16 protein-coding genes are annotated in these 19,025 nt (G+C 60.0%); 7 read left to right on the forward strand and 9 right to left on the reverse strand.

Annotated features, from left to right (window positions below; genetic code table 11):
• Positions 1-14: 14 nt before the first annotated feature.
• The 6 genes from pcaH to pcaC all read left to right on the forward strand — a co-directional run bounded on the left by pcaH (position 15) and on the right by pcaC (position 5,397).
• Complete coding sequence (gene pcaH, locus ACA070_RS06335) at positions 15-719, forward strand: protocatechuate 3,4-dioxygenase subunit beta (RefSeq protein WP_219095259.1); 705 nt, start codon at positions 15-17, stop codon at positions 717-719.
• A gap of 1 nt (position 720) precedes the next feature.
• The gene (gene pcaG / locus ACA070_RS06340; RefSeq protein ID WP_497450460.1) at positions 721-1,287 is read left to right on the forward strand and encodes a protocatechuate 3,4-dioxygenase subunit alpha; all 567 of its coding nucleotides are present in this window, start codon (positions 721-723) and stop codon (positions 1,285-1,287) included.
• A gap of 190 nt (positions 1,288-1,477) precedes the next feature.
• Positions 1,478-2,782 carry an MFS family transporter gene (locus ACA070_RS06345; protein WP_497450461.1) on the forward strand — a complete coding sequence of 435 codons (1,305 nt, stop codon included), beginning with the start codon at positions 1,478-1,480 and terminating at the stop codon, positions 2,780-2,782.
• Positions 2,783-2,826: 44 nt separating this feature from the next.
• Positions 2,827-4,191, forward strand: coding sequence for a 3-carboxy-cis,cis-muconate cycloisomerase (locus tag ACA070_RS06350; RefSeq protein WP_497450462.1), 1,365 nt, complete (start codon positions 2,827-2,829; stop codon positions 4,189-4,191).
• A gap of 11 nt (positions 4,192-4,202) precedes the next feature.
• Positions 4,203-4,994, forward strand: a complete 792-nt coding sequence (gene pcaD / locus ACA070_RS06355) for a 3-oxoadipate enol-lactonase (RefSeq protein WP_497450463.1) — start codon at positions 4,203-4,205, stop codon at positions 4,992-4,994.
• A gap of 10 nt (positions 4,995-5,004) precedes the next feature.
• Complete coding sequence (gene pcaC, locus ACA070_RS06360; RefSeq protein WP_497450464.1) at positions 5,005-5,397, forward strand: 4-carboxymuconolactone decarboxylase; 393 nt, start codon at positions 5,005-5,007, stop codon at positions 5,395-5,397.
• 156 nt (positions 5,398-5,553) lie between these two features.
• On the opposite strand, the gene ACA070_RS06365 is transcribed toward pcaC, so the two are convergent.
• From ACA070_RS06365 to emhA, 7 genes are all read right to left on the reverse strand, one after another.
• The gene (locus tag ACA070_RS06365; protein WP_497450465.1) at positions 5,554-6,372 is read right to left on the reverse strand and encodes a methyltransferase domain-containing protein; all 819 of its coding nucleotides are present in this window, start codon (positions 6,370-6,372) and stop codon (positions 5,554-5,556) included.
• 21 nt (positions 6,373-6,393) lie between these two features.
• Entirely contained in the window at positions 6,394-6,759 is a 366-nt protein-coding gene (locus ACA070_RS06370; RefSeq protein WP_497450466.1) for a DUF1641 domain-containing protein, read from the reverse strand.
• A gap of 27 nt (positions 6,760-6,786) precedes the next feature.
• Positions 6,787-7,977, reverse strand: coding sequence for an NAD(P)/FAD-dependent oxidoreductase (locus ACA070_RS06375; protein WP_497450467.1), 1,191 nt, complete (start codon positions 7,975-7,977; stop codon positions 6,787-6,789).
• Between the two features lie 192 nt (positions 7,978-8,169).
• The gene (locus tag ACA070_RS06380; protein ID WP_497450468.1) at positions 8,170-9,429 is read right to left on the reverse strand and encodes an OprD family porin; all 1,260 of its coding nucleotides are present in this window, start codon (positions 9,427-9,429) and stop codon (positions 8,170-8,172) included.
• Positions 9,430-9,866: 437 nt separating this feature from the next.
• On the reverse strand, positions 9,867-11,327 hold the full coding sequence (gene emhC / locus ACA070_RS06385) for an efflux RND transporter outer membrane subunit EmhC (protein ID WP_497450469.1): 1,461 nt from the start codon (positions 11,325-11,327) through the stop codon (positions 9,867-9,869).
• Entirely contained in the window at positions 11,324-14,488 is a 3,165-nt protein-coding gene (gene emhB, locus ACA070_RS06390) for an efflux RND transporter permease subunit EmhB (protein WP_497450470.1), read from the reverse strand. The genes emhC and emhB overlap by 4 nt, the downstream gene beginning before the upstream one ends.
• A gap of 3 nt (positions 14,489-14,491) precedes the next feature.
• A complete protein-coding gene (gene emhA / locus ACA070_RS06395; protein WP_497450471.1) occupies positions 14,492-15,649 on the reverse strand; it encodes an efflux RND transporter periplasmic adaptor subunit EmhA in 1,158 nt (385 codons plus the stop codon).
• Between the two features lie 265 nt (positions 15,650-15,914).
• On the opposite strand from emhA, the gene emhR reads away from it, so the two are divergent.
• The gene (emhR, locus tag ACA070_RS06400) at positions 15,915-16,547 is read left to right on the forward strand and encodes an efflux system transcriptional repressor EmhR (protein WP_497450472.1); all 633 of its coding nucleotides are present in this window, start codon (positions 15,915-15,917) and stop codon (positions 16,545-16,547) included.
• Between the two features lie 238 nt (positions 16,548-16,785).
• On the opposite strand, the gene ACA070_RS06405 is transcribed toward emhR, so the two are convergent.
• Together ACA070_RS06405 and ACA070_RS06410 are read right to left on the reverse strand one after the other, a co-directional pair.
• The gene (locus tag ACA070_RS06405) at positions 16,786-17,835 is read right to left on the reverse strand and encodes an alkene reductase (RefSeq protein ID WP_497450473.1); all 1,050 of its coding nucleotides are present in this window, start codon (positions 17,833-17,835) and stop codon (positions 16,786-16,788) included.
• Positions 17,836-17,857: 22 nt separating this feature from the next.
• A complete protein-coding gene (locus ACA070_RS06410; RefSeq protein WP_497450474.1) occupies positions 17,858-19,024 on the reverse strand; it encodes an MFS transporter in 1,167 nt (388 codons plus the stop codon).
• Position 19,025: the final 1 nt, after the last annotated feature.

A 19,025-nucleotide genomic window follows, 5' to 3' on the forward strand; every position in this document is an offset into this window, starting at 1 on the left:
CAGAGGAAAGCGAAATGACTGACAAGCCTGGTTACCGTCGCCCGCAGGAAGGCACCCAGCCGGACTACCTACACCCGACTTATCAATCCACCAACCGTCGCGCGCCGTCCAAGCCGTTGGTGTTTTTGCCTCATTCGTTGTCGGAAATCACCGGCCCGACCATCGGCGCCGAGCGTATTAACGAGAAGGACAACGACCTGACGGTGCAACACGCGGGCGAACCGTTGGGTGAGCGCATCATCATCCACGGCCGCGTGCTGGATGAAGACGGCTTGCCGGTCCCGGGGATTCTGGTGGAGATCTGGCAGGCCAATGCCGCCGGTCGCTACAACCATGCCCGCGACCTGCACGACGCGCCGCTGGACCCGAACTTCACTGGCACCGGCCGCACCGTGACCGACGCCGATGGCTGGTACCAGTTCCAGACTATCAAGCCCGGTGCCTACCCCTGGGGCAACCACCACAACGCCTGGCGCCCGGCGCACATCCATTTCTCCCTGTTCGGGCCGAGCATCCTGACGAGGCTGGTCACGCAGATGTATTTCCCGGGCGACCCGCTGCTGGCTTATGACCCGATCTACAACTGCGTGCCCGACACCCGCGCCAAAGAGCGTTTGATCGCCACGTTCGATCTGGAAAAAACCATCCCTTCCTATGCCCTCGGTTATCGCTGGGACATCGTCTTGCGCGGCCGCGAAGCCACGCCGATGGAGAAATAAGATGACGCTGAACGCGACCACGTCCCACACCGTCGGGCCGTATTACCACATTGGCCTGACCTGGCTGAACCGCGAAGACCTGACCGTTGAACAAACCCTCGGCGAGCGCGTGGTGATCACCGGGCAAGTCGTCGATGGCAATGGCGATTTCGTCAACGATGCGATGCTGGAAGTCTGGCAGGCCAACGCCGCCGGCAAGTACGACCACCCCGAAGACGACCAGGCCAAACCCCTGGACCCGAACTTCGAAGGTTTTGGCCGGGTGCCGGTGGATGCCGAAGGGCGTTTCCGGTTCACCACCATCAAGCCTGGAACGGTGGAAGGCCTGAAGGGCTCGACCCAGGCGCCGCACCTGGTTGTGCTGGTGTTTGCTCGTGGGTTGGTGAAGCACTTGCTCACACGGATTTACTTTGAGGGCGAACCGGCGAACGTTGAGGACCCACTACTGGAGTGTGTGCCGGCTGAGCGTCGCAGTACCTTGCTGGCGAAAAAGGATGCGTCCGGTGTTTATCAGTGGAATGTCATCCTGCAAGGCACTGATGCCGAGACCGTGTTCTTCGATTATTGAGTGGACACCACAAACCCTGTGGGAGCGAGCTTGCTCGCGATAGCGGTGTGTCATTCAGCATTGATGGCACTGACATACCGCCATCGCGAGCAAGCTCGCTCCCACAGGGATCTGCGTTGCTGATCTATCTGCGGAACGGGACTGTTGCAAAGTGTGTCTAGACTCTCACAGTCCCCATTGAGTGAAAACAATGACAACCCCCACCGCTATTCCAGCGCACTACACCGGCGAAGAGCGCAGCAAGCGGATCTTCGCAATTGTCGGCGCTTCGTCCGGTAACCTCGTCGAATGGTTCGACTTCTACGTCTACGCCTTTTGCGCGATCTATTTCGCGCCCGCCTTTTTTCCGTCCGACAACCCCACCGTTCAGTTGGTCAATACCGCCGGCGTGTTCGCGGCCGGGTTCCTGATGCGACCGATCGGTGGCTGGATTTTCGGCCGTGTCGCGGACAAGCACGGGCGCAAGAATTCGATGTTGATCTCGATTCTGATGATGTGCTTCGGTTCGTTGCTCATCGCGTGCCTGCCGACCTACAAGGACATCGGCGTCTGGGCGCCGATCATGCTGCTGTTCGCCCGCTTGCTCCAGGGCCTGTCGGTGGGTGGCGAATACGGCACCACCGCGACCTACATGAGCGAAGTCGCCCTCAAGGGCCAGCGTGGTTTCTTCGCCTCGTTCCAGTACGTGACGCTGATTGGCGGGCAACTGCTGGCGGTGTCGCTGGTGGTGGTCCTGCAACAGTTCCTCACCGAAGACGATCTGCGTGCCTACGGCTGGCGGATCCCGTTTGTGGTCGGTGCGGTGGCGGCATTGATTTCGCTGTTTCTGCGTCGTTCGCTGAAAGAAACCACCAGCAAGGAGATGCGCGAGAACAAGGACGCCGGCAGCATCCGCGCGTTGTTCCGCGATCACAAAGCAGCATTCATCACCGTGCTCGGTTACACCGCCGGTGGCTCGCTGATTTTCTACACCTTCACCACGTACATGCAGAAGTACCTGGTAAACACCGCCGGCATGCACGCCAAGACCGCCAGTTACATCATGACCGGCGCGCTGTTCCTTTATATGTGCATGCAGCCGCTGTTCGGCATGCTCGCGGACAAGATCGGCCGACGTAACTCGATGCTGTGGTTCGGTGCATTGGGGACGCTGTGCACCGTGCCGATCCTGCTGAGCCTGAAAAGTGTCAGCAGTCCGTTTCTGGCCTTTGTGCTGATTACCGTGGCGCTGGCCATCGTGAGTTTCTATACGTCCATCAGTGGCCTGGTCAAAGCCGAAATGTTCCCGCCGGAAGTGCGTGCACTGGGTGTCGGCCTGGCCTATGCGGTGGCCAACGCGATCTTCGGTGGCTCGGCGGAATACGTCGCCCTGAGCCTTAAAGCCGTGGGCATGGAAAACTCCTTCTACTGGTACGTCACGGTGATGATGGCGGTGGCGTTCCTGTTCAGCCTGCGCCTGCCGAGACAGGCCAAGTATTTGCACCACGACCTTTGATCCATCCGCGTTGGCCTCACGGTCCACGCCTTCAGGGACTGTTTATGAACGAGCGACCGGGCAATCAATTGTTTGATGCCTACTTCACTGCCCACGATATGCGTGAGGTGTTCTGCGATCAGGGCCGGGTTCAGGCCATGCTTGATTTCGAAGCGGCGTTGGCGCGGGCCGAGGCGCGGGTTGGCTTGATTCCGCAGACGGCTGTCGCCTCGATCGAGGCGGCATGTCGGGCCGGGCACTACGACTTTGCCGCACTTGGCGAGGCGATTGCCACGGCGGGCAATTCGGCGATTCCGTTGGTCAAGGCGATGGGTAAACAGATCGCGGCCCACGATGCCCAAGCCGAACGCTATGTGCATCTGGGCGCAACCAGCCAGGACGTGATGGACACGGGGCTAGTGCTGCAACTGCGCCAAGCACTGGAACTGATCGAAAGTGATCTGGCGCAACTGGGCGAGACCCTCTCGACCCAAGCCAGGCGCTACGTTGCCACACCGCTGGCCGGACGTACCTGGTTGCAACACGCCACGCCCGTGACCCTCGGCATGAAAATCGCCGGTTGGCTGGGCGCCATCACCCGCAGCCGTCAGCGTTTGCGAGAACTCAAACCGCGCCTGCTGGTGCTGCAATTCGGCGGTGCCTCCGGAACACTGGCGGCCCTCGGCGAGCAAGCGATGCCGATTGCCGAAGCCTTGGCCGGTGAGCTGCAACTGACGTTGCCGGACCAACCCTGGCACACCCAGCGTGATCGCCTGGTGGAGTTCGGCGCGGTGCTCGGTTTGATCGCCGGCAGCCTCGGCAAACTCGGCCGCGATATCAGTCTGTTGATGCAGACCGAAGCCGGCGAAGTGTTTGAGCCGTCGGCACCGGGCAAGGGCGGTTCTTCGACCATGCCGCACAAACGCAATCCCGTCGGCGCCGCCGTGCTGATCGGTGCGGCAACCCGCGTACCCGGCCTGCTCTCGACCCTGTTCAGCGCCATGCCTCAGGAACACGAGCGCAGCCTGGGCCTGTGGCATGCCGAATGGGAAACCCTGCCGGAGATTTGTTGCCTGGTGTCCGGCAGCCTTAAACAAGCGTTGCTGGTGGCGGATGGACTGGAAGTGGATGCCGATCGCATGGCGCGCAACCTCGACCTGACCCAGGGTTTGGTGCTGGCCGAAGCGGTGAGCATCGTCCTCGCCCAACGGGTTGGCCGTGACACCGCGCACCATTTACTTGAGCAATGCTGCAAACGTGCGGTGGCTGAACAACGTCATCTGCGAGCGGTACTCGGCGACGAGCCGCAAGTGACCGCCGAGCTGTCTGCTGCTGAACTCGATCGTTTGCTGGACCCCGCCTATTACCTCGGTCAGGCCCATGCCTGGGTCGAGCGAGCGGTGGCTGAACATTCTGCGTTGACTGCCTGAAGGAGATTGCTGTGGCTTTCGTACAACTCGCCGAGGGCGAACTGAACTACCAACTTGATGGCCCGGCGGATGCGCCGGTGCTGGTCCTGTCCAACTCGCTGGGGACCGACCTGCACATGTGGGACACGCAGATTTCGGCGTTCACCGAGCATTTCCGAGTGCTGCGTTTTGACACCCGTGGCCACGGCAAATCGCTGGTGACGCCGGGGCCGTACAACATCGAGCAACTGAGCCGCGACGTGCTGGCGCTGCTGGATGCGTTGCACATCGAGCGGGCACATTTTTGCGGTCTGTCCATGGGCGGCCTCATCGGCCAGTGGTTGGGCATCAATGCTGGCGATCGATTGAACAAACTGGTGGTGTGCAACACCGCGGCGAAAATCGGCGATCCGTCGGTGTGGAACCCACGGATCGAAACCGTGCTGCGTGACGGTCCGGCCGCCATGGTTGCCTTGCGCGATGCGTCGATTGCGCGCTGGTTCACCGCGGATTTTGCCGAGGCGAATCCTGCTACCGCGAAGAAGATTACTGACATGCTCGCGGCCACTTCGCCTGAAGGTTATGCCGCCAATTGCGCGGCCGTGCGTGATGCCGACTTCCGTGATCAGCTGTCCTCGATCAAGGTGCCGCTGCTGGTCATCGCCGGCACTGAAGATGCGGTCACGCCGCCGTCCGGCGGGCATTTTATTCAGGAGCATGTGCAGGGCGCCGAGTACGCCGAGTTCTATGCCGCGCACCTGTCCAACGTCCAGGCCGGTGCAGATTTCAGCGACCGTGTGCTGGCGTTTCTGTTGGCTCATTAAGGGGATTGTTGTGGACGAGAAACAACGTTACGACGAGGGCCTGAACGTCCGGCGCGCGGTGCTCGGTGATGCCCATGTCGACCGTAGCCTGAATGCCCTGACCGAGTTCAACTCGGAGTTTCAGGAGATGATCACCCGCCATGCGTGGGGTGACATCTGGACCCGTCCGGGCCTGCCGCGTCATACCCGCAGCCTGATCACCATCGCCATGCTGATCGGCATGAACCGCAACGAAGAACTCAAGCTGCACCTGCGCGCCGCCGCCAACAACGGCGTGACCCGCGGCGAGATCAAGGAAGTGATCATGCAAAGCGCGATCTACTGCGGCATCCCGGCGGCCAATGCGACGTTCCATTTGGCGGAGTCGGTGTGGGATGAGTTGGGGGTTGAATCCCGAGATTGATCTTCGGGTTTTGTATTGTCTGAGGTGACGCCATCGCGAGCAGGCTCGCTCCCACAGGGGATTTTCGTTGAACGCAATAATTGCGTTCACACCGATCAAATGTGGGAGCGAGCCTGCTCGCGATGGCGGTGGTTCAGCTTGCATCAATGCTGAATGTTAAACCGTAGCGACAATGAAAATCCGCTTGAACGGAAACAGCGTGCGTCCATCGCTCTCATGGGGGTAATGCGCATGCACCCGCATCATGAAGTGATAAATGAACCGCGCCTGTTCGTCATCTTTCAAACCTTGCATCACCGCCCGCAAGGCCGAGACTTTGACCCAGTCATACACCGGCGACTTGCCGTCCACAACCTGCAACTGCTCGGTCTCCCAGATATCCAGCGTCCGGGTGATCGGTGAGAGCAGCCGGTAGTAATCTTCCAACGACAGCAACGACCGCGCAGCCATCGTCTCGCGCAATTGCGGGGAACCGAGCGGTTTACCGTCGGAACCGCCATCGTTGAGGGTGTCGAGCATCAGTTGATACCACACCGCGTCCCGCCAGTCGGGCATGTGCGCCGCCAGACAACCACCCGCATTGAGATAACCGAGCAAACGCGGCAGCAGCAGTCCGTGATCGTTGATGAAGTGCAGCACAGCGGCGGCAAAGAGCAGATCGGCCGGTTGCTCCGGCTGCCAGTTTTGTAGATCACACTGCTTCCACTGCGCCTTGATTGGCAAGCATCTGGCCTCCTCAAGCATCCGCTCAGAACTGTCGACACCCGTCAGGTGCGCGCGGGGCCAGCGCTTGGCCAGAGCTTGAGTGGCAATGCCGGTGCCACACCCGAGGTCGTAGATGCGTTTGGGGTTTTCAAGGTTGACGCGGTCGAGGAGTTCGTTAACCGGGCGTAGTCGAAGTATCGAGAATTGCAGGTAGGCCCTGGCATCCCAGTCAGTGCTGGCATTCCTTGCTGTTTGCAGTTTGGTGCTCACGAGGTTGTCCTCTCTGGCAGTTCAAAGTTGTCTTCCAATGACGTTTAGGGTTTTGAGTGCAAACCCCACACCTCGTCGAGTATCGGGTTCGCGCAACAATTTCAGCAGTTGATAAACGCTGGGGGGCTGCCCGTTTTCTGCGCTATCGGCTTTTGCCATGCGAACGGCATTGCTGACGCTAAAGGTGGCAGCTGTTACGTTCTCGAAAAGCTGAGCCAGCTTCTCCACCATGGCCGGATCCAACAGGTCGATGAGGTCGCTGACCAGCGAAAGCAGGTCCACAAGGTTGTCCAGCCGACCACCGTCAATCAACGGTTTCAGCTTGTCCATTAGCGCATCCAATCCGGGGCTGGTGGCGGGTGCGATTGATTCATTTACCAGGTCCATGACGATTCATCCTCTCCCTGTGCAGGGTCAAAGCATTCCGCGGGCGACAGCCCAGTACAGGCCGCGATTGAAGCCGTTTCTGAGTAACCCGCCGAGTTTGGTGGGCGGGGTTGGCAGGACATCGCGCTGGTAGTCATAACAAAGCGGCATTCCTGCATTCAGGCCCATTTGCGCCACGGCCTGAACACGCCCGTCATAGGCGGCGATGGTGGTGCCCAGACGGATTTCGGCGGCGATGTTGTTGGCAATCACGGGCGCCTGGTTATGGCATGCACCTCCCGCTTTGCTGATAGGCAGGTCGCAGCTGTCACCGATCACATAGACGTGGTCCAGATCGTAGACCTGAAGGGTTTCGTGGTTGGTGGGTAACCACCCTTCGTTGTTGGGTGCTTGTGAGGCACCGGACTCCAGCACGACGTCCACGGCCCTTATCGGTGGTGTCGCCATCAGAATGTCGAAGGGTTGCTCGTCACCTTCCTCGGAGTACGCGATTTTGCTGTCTGGATCAACGCGACTCAGGGTGAACCCACGCTGAAAACGGATGTTTTTCTGCTCGAAAATACGCGGCAGAATTTCCCCCGTCGGCCGTTGCAGGAACAGGCAGTTATGCAGCAGTTGAGCCGTGGTCGGGTAGGTGTAGATAATTTCGACCTTGTCCCGCACGCCACGACGCCGCAGGAAATCATCGAGCATCAAGGTGGTTTCGACAGGCGCGATACCGCATTGATGCGGAACGTTGGGCGTTTTCGGGAAGGACACGGTAATGAAGATGCGACCTTGTTCGATGGTGCTCAGCTTTTGCGCCAGTTGCCTGGCGGGCTCGTATTGGTAGAAATGATCACCGGCCTCTTTCAAGCCTTCGATGCGTTCCGGAGCCGGTATGCATCCAGTGGCGATGACCAGAAAGTCATAGTCGTAAACTTTTCCGCTACGGGTATTCAAGCGTTGCCCGGGGAAATCAAAACGTGTCACTTCTTCAACTTTGAACTCGATTTCCGGGCGCAACAGCGAGCGTTCCGCACGCTTGAGTTCTTCCTGGAAAAACAGGTTGAACGCAACGTACATGAACGCCGGTTTATAGAAGTGATCAGGGGAATTGGACAGCAGTGCAATCGAGACTTCGCCGCGCAGGATTTCCGGATACAGCTTGCTGGCCAGCTGATTGGCCAACATGGTTCCACCTACGCCGCCACCGACGATAACTATTCGCTTGCACATACCTGACCTCCGCGGTCATGGCAGCTTCGCGTACAGCATCCGGAGATAACGGAAGAAAACAGGGGCTCCTACATCAGGGCTGGAGAATTAAACAACCTTTTTGACTGTATCTGCCAACTCGCAAAATGCCAGTCAAGCCGACCGGTGGTTACAGGCAGCGGCCTTAAACTTCGCCAGCTGCCCTTGGTGTGGTTACAACAAACTGATCGGATAGCTGACGATCAACCGATTCTCATCGAACTCGTTATTACTGAAGTCCCGGCGCAGGGTCGAGTTGCGCCATTTGACGTTGAGGTCCTTGAGCGCGCCGCTCTGTACTGTGTAGCCCAGTTCACTTTCGCGGCCCCATTCCTTGCCATCGGTGATGGTGCCGGTGTGCACGTTGTCGCCGCTGATGTAGCGGTTCATCAGGGTCAGGCCGGGGATGCCGAGGGCGACGAAGTTGTAGTCATGGCGCACCTGCCACGATTTTTCCCGGGCGTTGTCGTAACTGGCGTTGTAGCTATCGTTGGCCAGGGTGGCGCCGCTGGTGCCGTTGACCCGCATCCAGGCGCTGTCGCCAGTGAGTTTTTGCAGGCCTACGTAAAAGGTGTGGCCGCCGTATTTGGCCGAGAACAGGCCCGACCAGGTCTTGTTGTCCAGATCGCCGGCCCGGGCGCTGCCGTCATCCTTGCCATAGAAGAAACCCAGGTTGGCGCCCAGCGTCCAGGCGCCGATAGGCTGGCTGTGAATCAGGTTCACGTACTGCTGGCTGTAGATGTCCTTGAGTTCGGCATTCCACAGGCCGATCTGGGTGCGCTTGTCGTTAAAGGCGTATTCGCCGCCCTGGAAGTTGAAACGGTCGGAGGTGAAGGTCGGTTTTCCGGTCATCGACAGGTCACTCATGCTGCTGTCGTCGCGCGGGCTGTTGGCGCGGAACTGGCCGCCATAGAGCGTCAGGCCGGCGATTTCTTTCGAGGTGATCTGGCCGCCACGGAAGGTTTGCGGCAGGGAGCGACCGTCGTCCGAGCGCAGGATTGGCAGCACCGGCATCCATTCGCCTACCTTGACTTCGGTCTGCGACAGCCTGGCCTTGAACGCCACGTTGGTACGACCGAAGTTGTCCGCCGGGCGACCGTCGTGATCCAGCGGCAGCAACTGCGTCCCGCCCGTGCCTTTACCGCCATCGAGCTTCACCGAGTACAGCCCCAGCACATCCATGCCGAACCCGACGGTGCCCTGAGTGAACCCGGACTTGGCGTCGAGGATGAAGCTTTGCGTCCACTCTTCTGCCTTGCCCTGAGCTTTGGTCGGGTTGGTGAAGTTGCGGTTGATGTAGAAGTTACGCAGGTTCAGGTTGACCTTGGCGCCTTCGACAAAACCCGACTCCTCGGCCATGGCGGGTAGGGCCGCACCGGCCAGAGCGATGGCGATCAGGCTTGGGAAGAAATACTGCGCGGTGGAAGGCGTCATGGGCTCGGGTCTCTCTAATTGTTAGGGATGAAACGGTTCGGTGCCGCAACGTTGAGGTTGCAGACAAGGATTCGAATGGATGAAAAACGGGAGTGGGATCAGCCGGACAGGGCAGGGCGCGGGGGCATGGTGTCGAACCTGATGTTATTGGTTTTGTGCGACGAATGGTGCGGGGGATGGACTGGGTGGTTCAATCGGGAAAAGCGGGTTTTGGGCGGTTATCGAACGCAAGATGGGCCGAGGGTTTGGTGGTGTCAGGGCTGGCCTCTTCGCGGGCAAGCCTCGCTCCTACAGTGTCCGCGTCGAACTCAGACTTTATGTACCCCGCACAACCTGTAGGAGCGAGGCTTGCCCGCGAAGGGGCCAGACCAGACACACCTTTTCCCACAGCCAACAAAAAGCCCACCAAAAGGTGGGCTTCTCTTACAACAGCGCTATCAGAACATTTTCATCTTTGGCGCTTCTTCTTTCAGCGGTTCGACTTTCGCCGTCTGCTCGTTCCAGCCACCACCCAGTGCCTTGTACAGATTGACCGCACTGACCAGTTGCGCCAGGCGATCTGTGATCAGCACTTGTTGCGCACTGAACAGCTGACGCTGGGCATCGAGGAAGGTCAGGTTGCTGTCGACACCGATACGGTAGCGACGCTCGGCCAGACGGTAGTAGTCCTGGTTGGCGGTGACGAAATCACGCTGCGCCTGCAACTGATCGGTGTAGGTCTGGCGGGCAGCCAGGCCGTCGGCGACTTCCTGGAAGGCCGTTTGAATGGACTTCTCGTAGTTCGCCACGCCGATGTCTTTCTGGATTTTCGAGTAATCCAGGCTGGCGCGCAGGCTGCCGGCGTTGAAGATCGGCAGGTTGATCTGCGGCGAGAACAGCCAGGTGCCCGAACCGCCCTTGAACAGACCGGACAGATCCGGGCTCAAGGTGCCGGCATTGGCCGTCAGGCTGATGCTCGGGAAGAACGCCGCCCGTGCCGCGCCGATGTTGGCGTTGGCCGCTTTCAGGTTGTACTCGGCCTGGAGGATATCCGGACGACGTTGCAGCAAGTCCGATGGCAGACCGGGCGGGACGTCGCTCAGCAGGTCGTCAGCCAGTGGCTTGGCGGCTTGCAGATTGGCCGGGATGCCGGTGCCGAGCAGCAGCACCAGGCTGTTTTCATCCTGCGCGACCTGACGGGTGTACTTGGCCAGTTGCGCCCGGGCGTTTTCCACCGAGGTACGCGACTGGGCCAGGTCCAGGGCCGAGGCGACCCCCACTTCGTTGCTGCGCGCGGTGAGCTTGTAGCTCTCCTCGAACGCACCGAGGGTGTCCTGGGTCAGCTTCAGCAGTTCCTTGTCGGCCTGCCAGGTCAGGTAGGCGTTGGCCACGCTGGCCACCAGGCTGATCTGCGTGCTGCGACGACCTTCTTCAGTGGCGAAGTACTTTTGCAGGGCTTCTTCGCTGAGGCTGCGGACCCGACCGAACAGATCGAGTTCATAAGCGCTGATGCCAACGGTAGCCGAGTAGGAACTGGAAATTCCGGCTTGACCCGTCTGCGAAGCGTCAGCCGGAAGGCGCTGACGGCTGCCAGTGCCATTGGCCGAAACGGCCGGGAACAGATCGGCACGCTGGATGCGGTACTGAGCCGCGAACGCGTCGATGTTCAGGGCCGCGACACGCAGGTCACGGTTATTTTCCAGCGAGACCTGGATCAGCTGTTGCAGGGCCGGGTCATGGAAAAACTGCTTCCAGCCCTGTTCCGCAGCCGCCTGGTTCGGCGCCTGGGCCGACGAGTACGCCGGGCCTTGCGGGTATTGGGCCGCCACCGGTGCTTCAGGCTGCTGATAATCGGGAATCAGCGAGCAGCCGCTCAGCACGAAGGCGGCAACTGCGATGGAGAGTAGCGACTTGCTCATTGGCCAGCCTCTTTAGAAGGTTCAATAGCGTCGTCCTGGTCGGCGATTTTGCGCTGGCCAATGGACGACACGGTGACGAAGAACAGTGGGACCCAAAAGATCGCCAGTACCGTGGCGGTGATCATACCGCCAATAACGCCCGTACCGATGGCATGCTGGCTACCGGAACCGGCGCCCGTGGAAATCGCCAGCGGTACCACGCCGAGGACGAAGGCGAGCGAGGTCATGATGATCGGTCGCAAACGCATCCGGCACGCTTCGATCGCTGCTTCGCGCAGGCTACGCCCTTGCTCATGAAGTTCCTTGGCGAATTCGACGATCAGAATGGCGTTTTTCGCTGCCAGACCGATGGTTGTCAACAGGCCCACCTGGAAGTAAACGTCGTTGGACAGGCCCCGCAGGCTGGTCGCCAGCAGCGCACCGATGATCCCCAGCGGCACCACCAGCATCACCGCGATCGGAATCGACCAGCTTTCATAGAGCGCCGCCAGACACAGGAACACCATCAGCAGCGACAATGCGTACAACGCCGGAGCTTGCGAGCCCGACAGACGCTCCTCGTACGACAGACCGGTCCAGGAAATACCGACACCCGCCGGCAGTTTCTGGGCGAGGGCTTCGACTTCGGCCATCGCTTCGCCGGTGGAATAGCCAGGCGCCGGGGAACCGAGGATTTCCACCGCTTCGACGCCGTTGTAGCGGGCCAGTTTCGGCGAACCGTAGATCCACTCACCCTTGGCGAACGCGGTGAACGGCACCATGGTCCCGGCGCTGTTGCGCACGTACCACTTCTTCAGGTCTTCAGGGCTCATGCGCGAATCCGGCTGGCCTTGCACGTAAACCTTCTTCACCCGACCACGGTCGATGAAGTCGTTTACATAGCTACTGCCCAGGGCAATCGACAGGGTGTTGTTGATGTCGGCAATGGTAACGCCCAGCGCACTGGCCTTCTCGTCGTCGATTTCCAGCTGGTATTGCGGCTCGTCGTTCAGACCGTTCGGGCGCACTTGCGTCAGCACTTTGCTTTGCGCCGCCATGCCGAGGAACTGGTTACGGGCAGCCATCAGCTTTTCGTGACCGATACCGGCGCGGTCTTGCAGGAACACGTCAAAACCGGTGGCGTTACCCAGTTCCAGTACCGCCGGTGGCGCGAACGCAAACACCATGGCGTCGCGGAAGGTGAAGAAGTGCTGTTGGGCACGGGCCGCGACTTTGAACACGTTGTTGTCGGCGTTACGTTCATCCCACGGCCTCATCATGATGAACGCCATACCCGAACTCTGGCCACGGCCGGCGAAGTTGAAGCCGGTCACGGTAAACACCGAGTTCACCGCATCGCCTTCACCGCCATCCTTGCTTGGGCGCAGCAGGTATTCACGCATCTGGTCCACGACCACTTGGGTGCGCTGGGCCGTCGAACCGGCCGGGGTCTGCACTTGGGCGAACAGTACACCCTGGTCTTCTTCCGGCAGGAACGCCGTTGGAATGCGGGTGAACAGCCAGATCATGCCGACCACGATGATGAGGTACGCCAGCAGGTAAGGCGCCTTGTGCGTGAGCATGTTGCCCACGCCTCGCTCGTAGCTGCGTACGCCACGGTCGAAATTGCGGTTGAACCAGCCGAAGAAGCCGCGTTTCGGAGTGCCGTGCTCGCCTTTCGGAATCGCCTTGAGCATGGTGGCGCAAAGGGCCGGGGTGAATATCAGTGCGACCATCACCGACAGCGCCATCGCCGAAACGATGGTGATCGAGAACTGCTTGTAGATCACACCCGTGGAGCCGCTGAAGAACGCCATTGGCAGCAGTACCGCCGACAGCACCAGCGCAATACCCACCAGTGCACCCTGGATCTGCCCCATGGATTTCTTGGTGGCCTCCTTGGGTGACAAGCCTTCTTCGCTCATGACCCGTTCGACGTTTTCCACCACCACGATGGCATCGTCCACCAGCAAGCCGATGGCCAGCACCATACCGAACATGGTCAGGGTGTTGATGCTGAAACCGAACGCCGCGAGGATCCCGAATGTACCCAGCAATACTACTGGCACGGTCATCGTGGTGATGACCGTGGCGCGGAAGTTTTGCAGGAACAGGAACATCACCAGGAACACCAGCACGATCGCTTCGACCAGGGTTTCAACCACACCCTTGATCGACTCGGTCACCACCGGAGTGGTGTCGTACGGGAACACCACTTCCATGCCTTCCGGGAAGAACGGCTTGAGGGTATCGATGGTCTTGCGCAGGGCTTTTGCAGTGTCGAGGGCGTTGGCGCCGTTGGCCAGTTTCACCGCCAGGCCGGAAGCCGGGGCACCGTTGAATTGGGCGTTAATGCTGTAGTTCTCGCCACCCAGGCCAACGTCGGCGACATCTCTCAAGCGAACCTGGGAGCCGTCCTTGTTGACTTTGAGCAGGATTTTGTCGAATTGCTCAGCGGTCTGCAGGCGGGTCTTGCCGATGATCGTCGCGTTCAGCTGGGTGCCGGGCAGGGCAGGCAGGCCGCCGAGCTGGCCGGACGATACCTGGACGTTTTGCGCGGCGATGGCGGTTTTGACGTCGATCGGGGTCAGGTTGAAGTTGTTCAACTTGGCCGGGTCGAGCCAGATACGCATGGCGTACTGGGAGCCGAACACCTGGAAGTCGCCCACGCCGGCTGTCCGCGAAATCGGATCCTGCATGTTGGACACGATGTAGTTGGACAGGTCGTCCTTGGTCATGCTGCCGTCACGCGAGACCACGCCGATCACCAACAGGAAGTTCTTCACTGCCTTGGTCACGCGGATACCCTGCTGCTGTACTTCTTGCGGCAGCAGCGGGGTGGCCAGGTTCAGCTTGTTCTGGACTTGAACCTGCGCGGTATCGGAGTTGGTGCCTTGCTCGAAGGTCGCGGTGATCGTCATGGTGCCGTCGGAGTTACTTTCCGAGGAGACATAACGCAGGTTGTCGATACCGTTGAGCTGCTGTTCGATCACCTGAACCACGGTGTCCTGCACGGTTTGCGCGGAAGCGCCCGGGTAGGCCACGGAAATGGCGATCGCCGGAGGCGCAATGCTCGGGTATTGGTTGATCGGGAGTTTGAGAATCGATAGTGCCCCGACCAGCATGATCACCAAGGCAATTACCCAGGCGAAAATCGGACGGTCGATAAAAAATTTCGACATGGTTTACTCCCCTTTGCCGCTGGAAGCCTTATCAGCTGCCTGTGCGGGGGCCGGGTTCTTTGCGCCAACGTTAGTCGCTTCACTGGCTTTGACTTCGATGCCAGGTTTGACGAATTGCAATCCTTCGGTGATCAGGCGATCGCCGGCCTTCAGGCCGTCTTCGATCAGCCATTGGCTGCCGACGGTGCGGCTGGCCTTGAGCTGACGCAGTTCAACCTTGTTGTCGGCACCCACGACCAGTGCGGTCGGTGTGCCCTTGAGGTCGCGGGTCACGCCTTGTTGCGGCGCCAGAATCGCGGCGGCGTTTACACCGGACTTAAGCTGAGCGTGCACGAACATGCCCGGGAGCAGCGTGTGATCCGGGTTCGGGAACACTGCACGCAAGGTCACGGAGCCCGTGGTCTGGTCAACCGAGACTTCGGAGAACTCGAGCTTGCCTTCCTGTTTGTACTGGCTGCCGTCTTCGAGGGTCAGCTTGACCGCCGCTGCCGTATCGCCAGCCTTTTGCAGGCGACCGCTTTCCAGTTCGCGACGCAGTTCAAGCAGCTCGACCGAAGACTGGGTGACGTCGACGTAAATCGGGTCGAGTTGCTGGATCACCGCCATGGCATCGACCTGGCCGTTGCTGACCAGCGCGCCCTCGGTCACGTTCGAGCGACCGATGCGGCCGGAAATCGGCGCGTAGACCTTGGTGTAGCGCACATTGATCTGGGCGGTTTGCAGCGCGGCTTCAGATTGCATGCGGTTGGCCACGGCCGTGTCGTATTCCTGACGGCTGACAGCCTGTTCGTTGACCAGTTGCTTGTAGCGATCAGAGATCGACTTCGTCTGTTGCAGGTTGGCTTCGGCGCTTTTCAGCGTAGCGTCATAGACCGACGGATCGATCTGATACAGCTGCTGACCGGCCTTGACGTCGCCGCCTTCCTTGAACAGACGCTTGAGAATGATGCCGTTGACCTGTGGGCGAACTTCGGCGATGCGGAATGCGCTGGTGCGACCCGGGAGTTCGGACGTCAGGGTGAAGGCTTGAGGTTGCAGGGTAACCACGCCGACCTGAGGAGGCGGTGCGGCGGGTGCCGCTTCTTCCTTTTTGCATCCGCTGAGCAGTGATGCGAGGGCGACGGCGGCGACCAGAGCGGTAACAGCTGGCTTGAATTGCATGAAAATCCTCGGGTCAGGCGCGCAAGAAACGCACTAGAAATGTGAAAGGGTAAAAAATGAGTGCCGGGTGGATAAGTAGCTTGCTAAGGAATATACTTACGTTCATGGTTGTTTGTAAACACCTTGACTGCGTATCCACCCTGTTACCAACGCCCGTCAAAGGTTCGAATTGTAAGCCGGGGACGAGACCCGAGAGCGCTCGCCCCACTTTTGTTCAGCGGTTGTTCAGACATCGCTGAAGCATCCTGATTGAGGTTTTACTGCCATGGTCCGTCGTACCAAAGAGGAAGCTCAAGAAACCCGCAGCCAGATACTGGAAGCGGCAGAGAAAGCCTTTTATGAAAGAGGCGTGGCGCGTACGACGCTGGCGGATATCGCCACCTTGGCCGGCGTGACTCGCGGAGCCATCTACTGGCATTTCAGCAACAAGGCGGATCTGGTGCAGGCCATGCTGGATACCTTGCAAGAGCCGCTGGATGAAATGGCCAGGGCCAGCGAAAGCGAAGATGAGCTCGATCCGCTGGGCTGCATGCGCAATCTGCTGATTCATTTGTTTCATCAAGTTGCCCTGGACCCGAAAACCCGACGCATCAATGAGATTTTGTTTCATAAGTGCGAATTCACCGATGAAATGTGCGACCTGCGCCAGCAGCGCCGTGAGGTCAGCCTCGATTGCAATGTGCGAATCGCCCTTGCCCTGAGTAATGCGGTGAATCGGGGCCAAATGCCCGAGGACCTCGACACGGCCCGCGCGGCTATCAGCCTGCACGCCTACATCGATGGCATGCTGTATCAGTGGCTATTGGCCCCCGACAGTTTTCAACTGCACACCGAAGCCGAGCGTTGGGTCAATACAGGGTTGGACATGTTGCGCATGAGCCCCAGCCTGCGCAAATAAATCAAAATGCTTAATTGGATCCGGTTATGTCAACCATTAAGGCGGGCGTTGATCCCTGCAATGCTCGCCTTGTTGCAATGGGGTGCTTTTATATACGCACGCTCGCCAGGTTGAAAGGTAGCGAACTACGTATTTTGTAGGGATTTTGTGTCGCGCGTGTGAATCCATGTGAACAACTGCAAAGTAATAAAAAAGCCCCGGCTCTTTCGAGTCGGGGCTTTTGCATTTCAGGGGGGGCTTACATCACTGGATAGTCGATGTAGCCGACCGGGCCCTTGGCGTAGAACAGCTCGGGACGCGCTTCGTTAAGCGGTGCATCGGCCTTCAGGCGCGCGGGCAGGTCCGGGTTGGCAATGAACGGCACGCCGAAGGCGACCGCATCAGCCTTGCCGCTGGCCAGCCAGGCGTTGGCGCTGTCCTTGGTGAAGCGTTCGTTGACGATGTATGGGCCGCCGAAGGCTTCCTTGAGTTGTGGGCCAAGGCTGTCGCCGGCTTCTTTCTCGCGGGAGCAAATGAACGCGATACCACGTTTGCCCAGTTCGCGAGCGACGTAGGTGAATGTCTCGGCCAGGTTGTCGTCGCCCATGTCATGGGAATCGGCACGCGGAGACAAGTGCACACCGACGCGGCCAGCGCCCCAGACTTCGATCGCGGCGTCGGTTACTTCCAGCAACAGGCGCGCACGGTTTTCCAGAGAACCGCCGTAGTTGTCGGTGCGCTGGTTGGTGCTGCTTTGCAGGAACTGATCCAGCAGGTAACCGTTGGCACCGTGGATTTCCACGCCGTCAAAACCGGCGGCCTTGGCGTTCTCGGCACCGGTGCGGTAGGCGTCGACGATGTCGGCGATTTCAGCCGTTTCCAGAGCGCGCGGCGTTGGGTAGTCGGCCAATGGACGAACCAGGCTGACGTGACCCTTAGGCTGGATGGCACTCGGTGCGACCGGCGCTTCACCGTTCAGGTACGACTCGTGGGAAACCCGGCCTACGTGCCACAGTTGCAGGAAGATCTTGCCGCCGGCACCGTGGATCGCTTTGGTCACGTTGGCCCAGCCACGCACCTGGTCGTTGGACCAGATGCCGGGGGTGTCCGGGTAGCCGACGCCCATCGGCGTGACCGACGTGGCTTCGCTGAGGATCAGGCCGGCCGAGGCACGTTGTACGTAGTATTCGGCCATCAGCGCGTTCGGCACACGGCCTTCGTCGGCGCGGCAGCGGGTCAGTGGCGCCATGATGATGCGGTTGGCCAGCTCGATGTCGCCCAGTTTGATCGGATCAAAAATAGTCGTCATTTAATACAACCCTCGTGAGGTATCAGTTAGTCGCAGGAGCCAGTTCGGGATTACCGCTCTGACGGAAAGTAATCAGGGTCACCAGCAGGGCGAGTACCGCCAGTGCTGCTGCCGCGAGAGGCACGCTGGTCAGGCCGAAGCCGTGGGCGATGACGCTGCCGCCGACCCAGGCACCCAAGGCGTTGCCGATGTTGAAAGCGCCGATGTTCAGGGTCGACACCAGGTTCGGTGCGGCCTTGCCGTAGGTCACCACGTTCACTTGCAGGGCGGGTACGGCGGCGAAGCACGCGGTGGCCCAGAGGAACAGGGTGATTTCGGCAGGAATCAGCGCGACGCTGGTCCAGGTCAGTACGGTCGAGATCGCTGCCATCGAGATGAAGACGCCGATCAGTGTCGCGGCCAGGCTTTTGTCGGCCAGCTTGCCGCCGATGATGTTGCCGACCGTCAGGCCCAGGCCGATGAGCATCAGGGTCCAGGTCACGCCTTTGGGCGAGACGCCGGTGACATCGCCGAGCAGCGGGGCGACATAGGTGAACAGGGTGAATACCGATGCCGCGAACAACGCAGTCATGCTCAACGACAACCAGATCCCGGCGCCTTTGAGGGCACGCAGTTCGGCGCGCATGTCGAGTTTCTCTTCATCGCGCTTGGCCGGGAGGAAGCGGATCAGGCCGATCAACGCGATCACACCGATGACCGTCACCGCCCAGAAGGTCGAACGCCAGCCGGCTTCCTGACCGAGCGCGGTGCCCAGCGGGACGCCGAGTACGTTGGCCAGGGTCAGGCCGGTGAACATCAAGGCCACAGCCGAAGCGCGCTTGTTCGGCGGAACGAGACCTGCCGCGACCACTGAACCGATACCGAAGAACGCACCGTGGCAGAGGGCCGTGACCACACGGGCAAACATCAGCACGTCGTAATCGGTCGCCATGGCACAGAGCAGGTTGCCGATGATGAAAATGCCCATCAACGCTACCAGTGCAGCCTTGCGCGGTAATTTGGCAGTGGCCAGTGCCATGAACGGCGCACCGATGGCCACGCCCAGGGCGTAACCGGTCACCAGCCAGCCAGCGCCAGGGATCGAAACACCGAGGTCCGCCGCCACATCGGGCAGCAGGCCCATGATGACGAACTCGGTGGTGCCGATGGCGAAGGCGCTCAAGGCCAGAATGAGGAGCGAGAGGGGCATT

This window comes from Pseudomonas sp. LBUM1678, assembly GCF_059695575.1.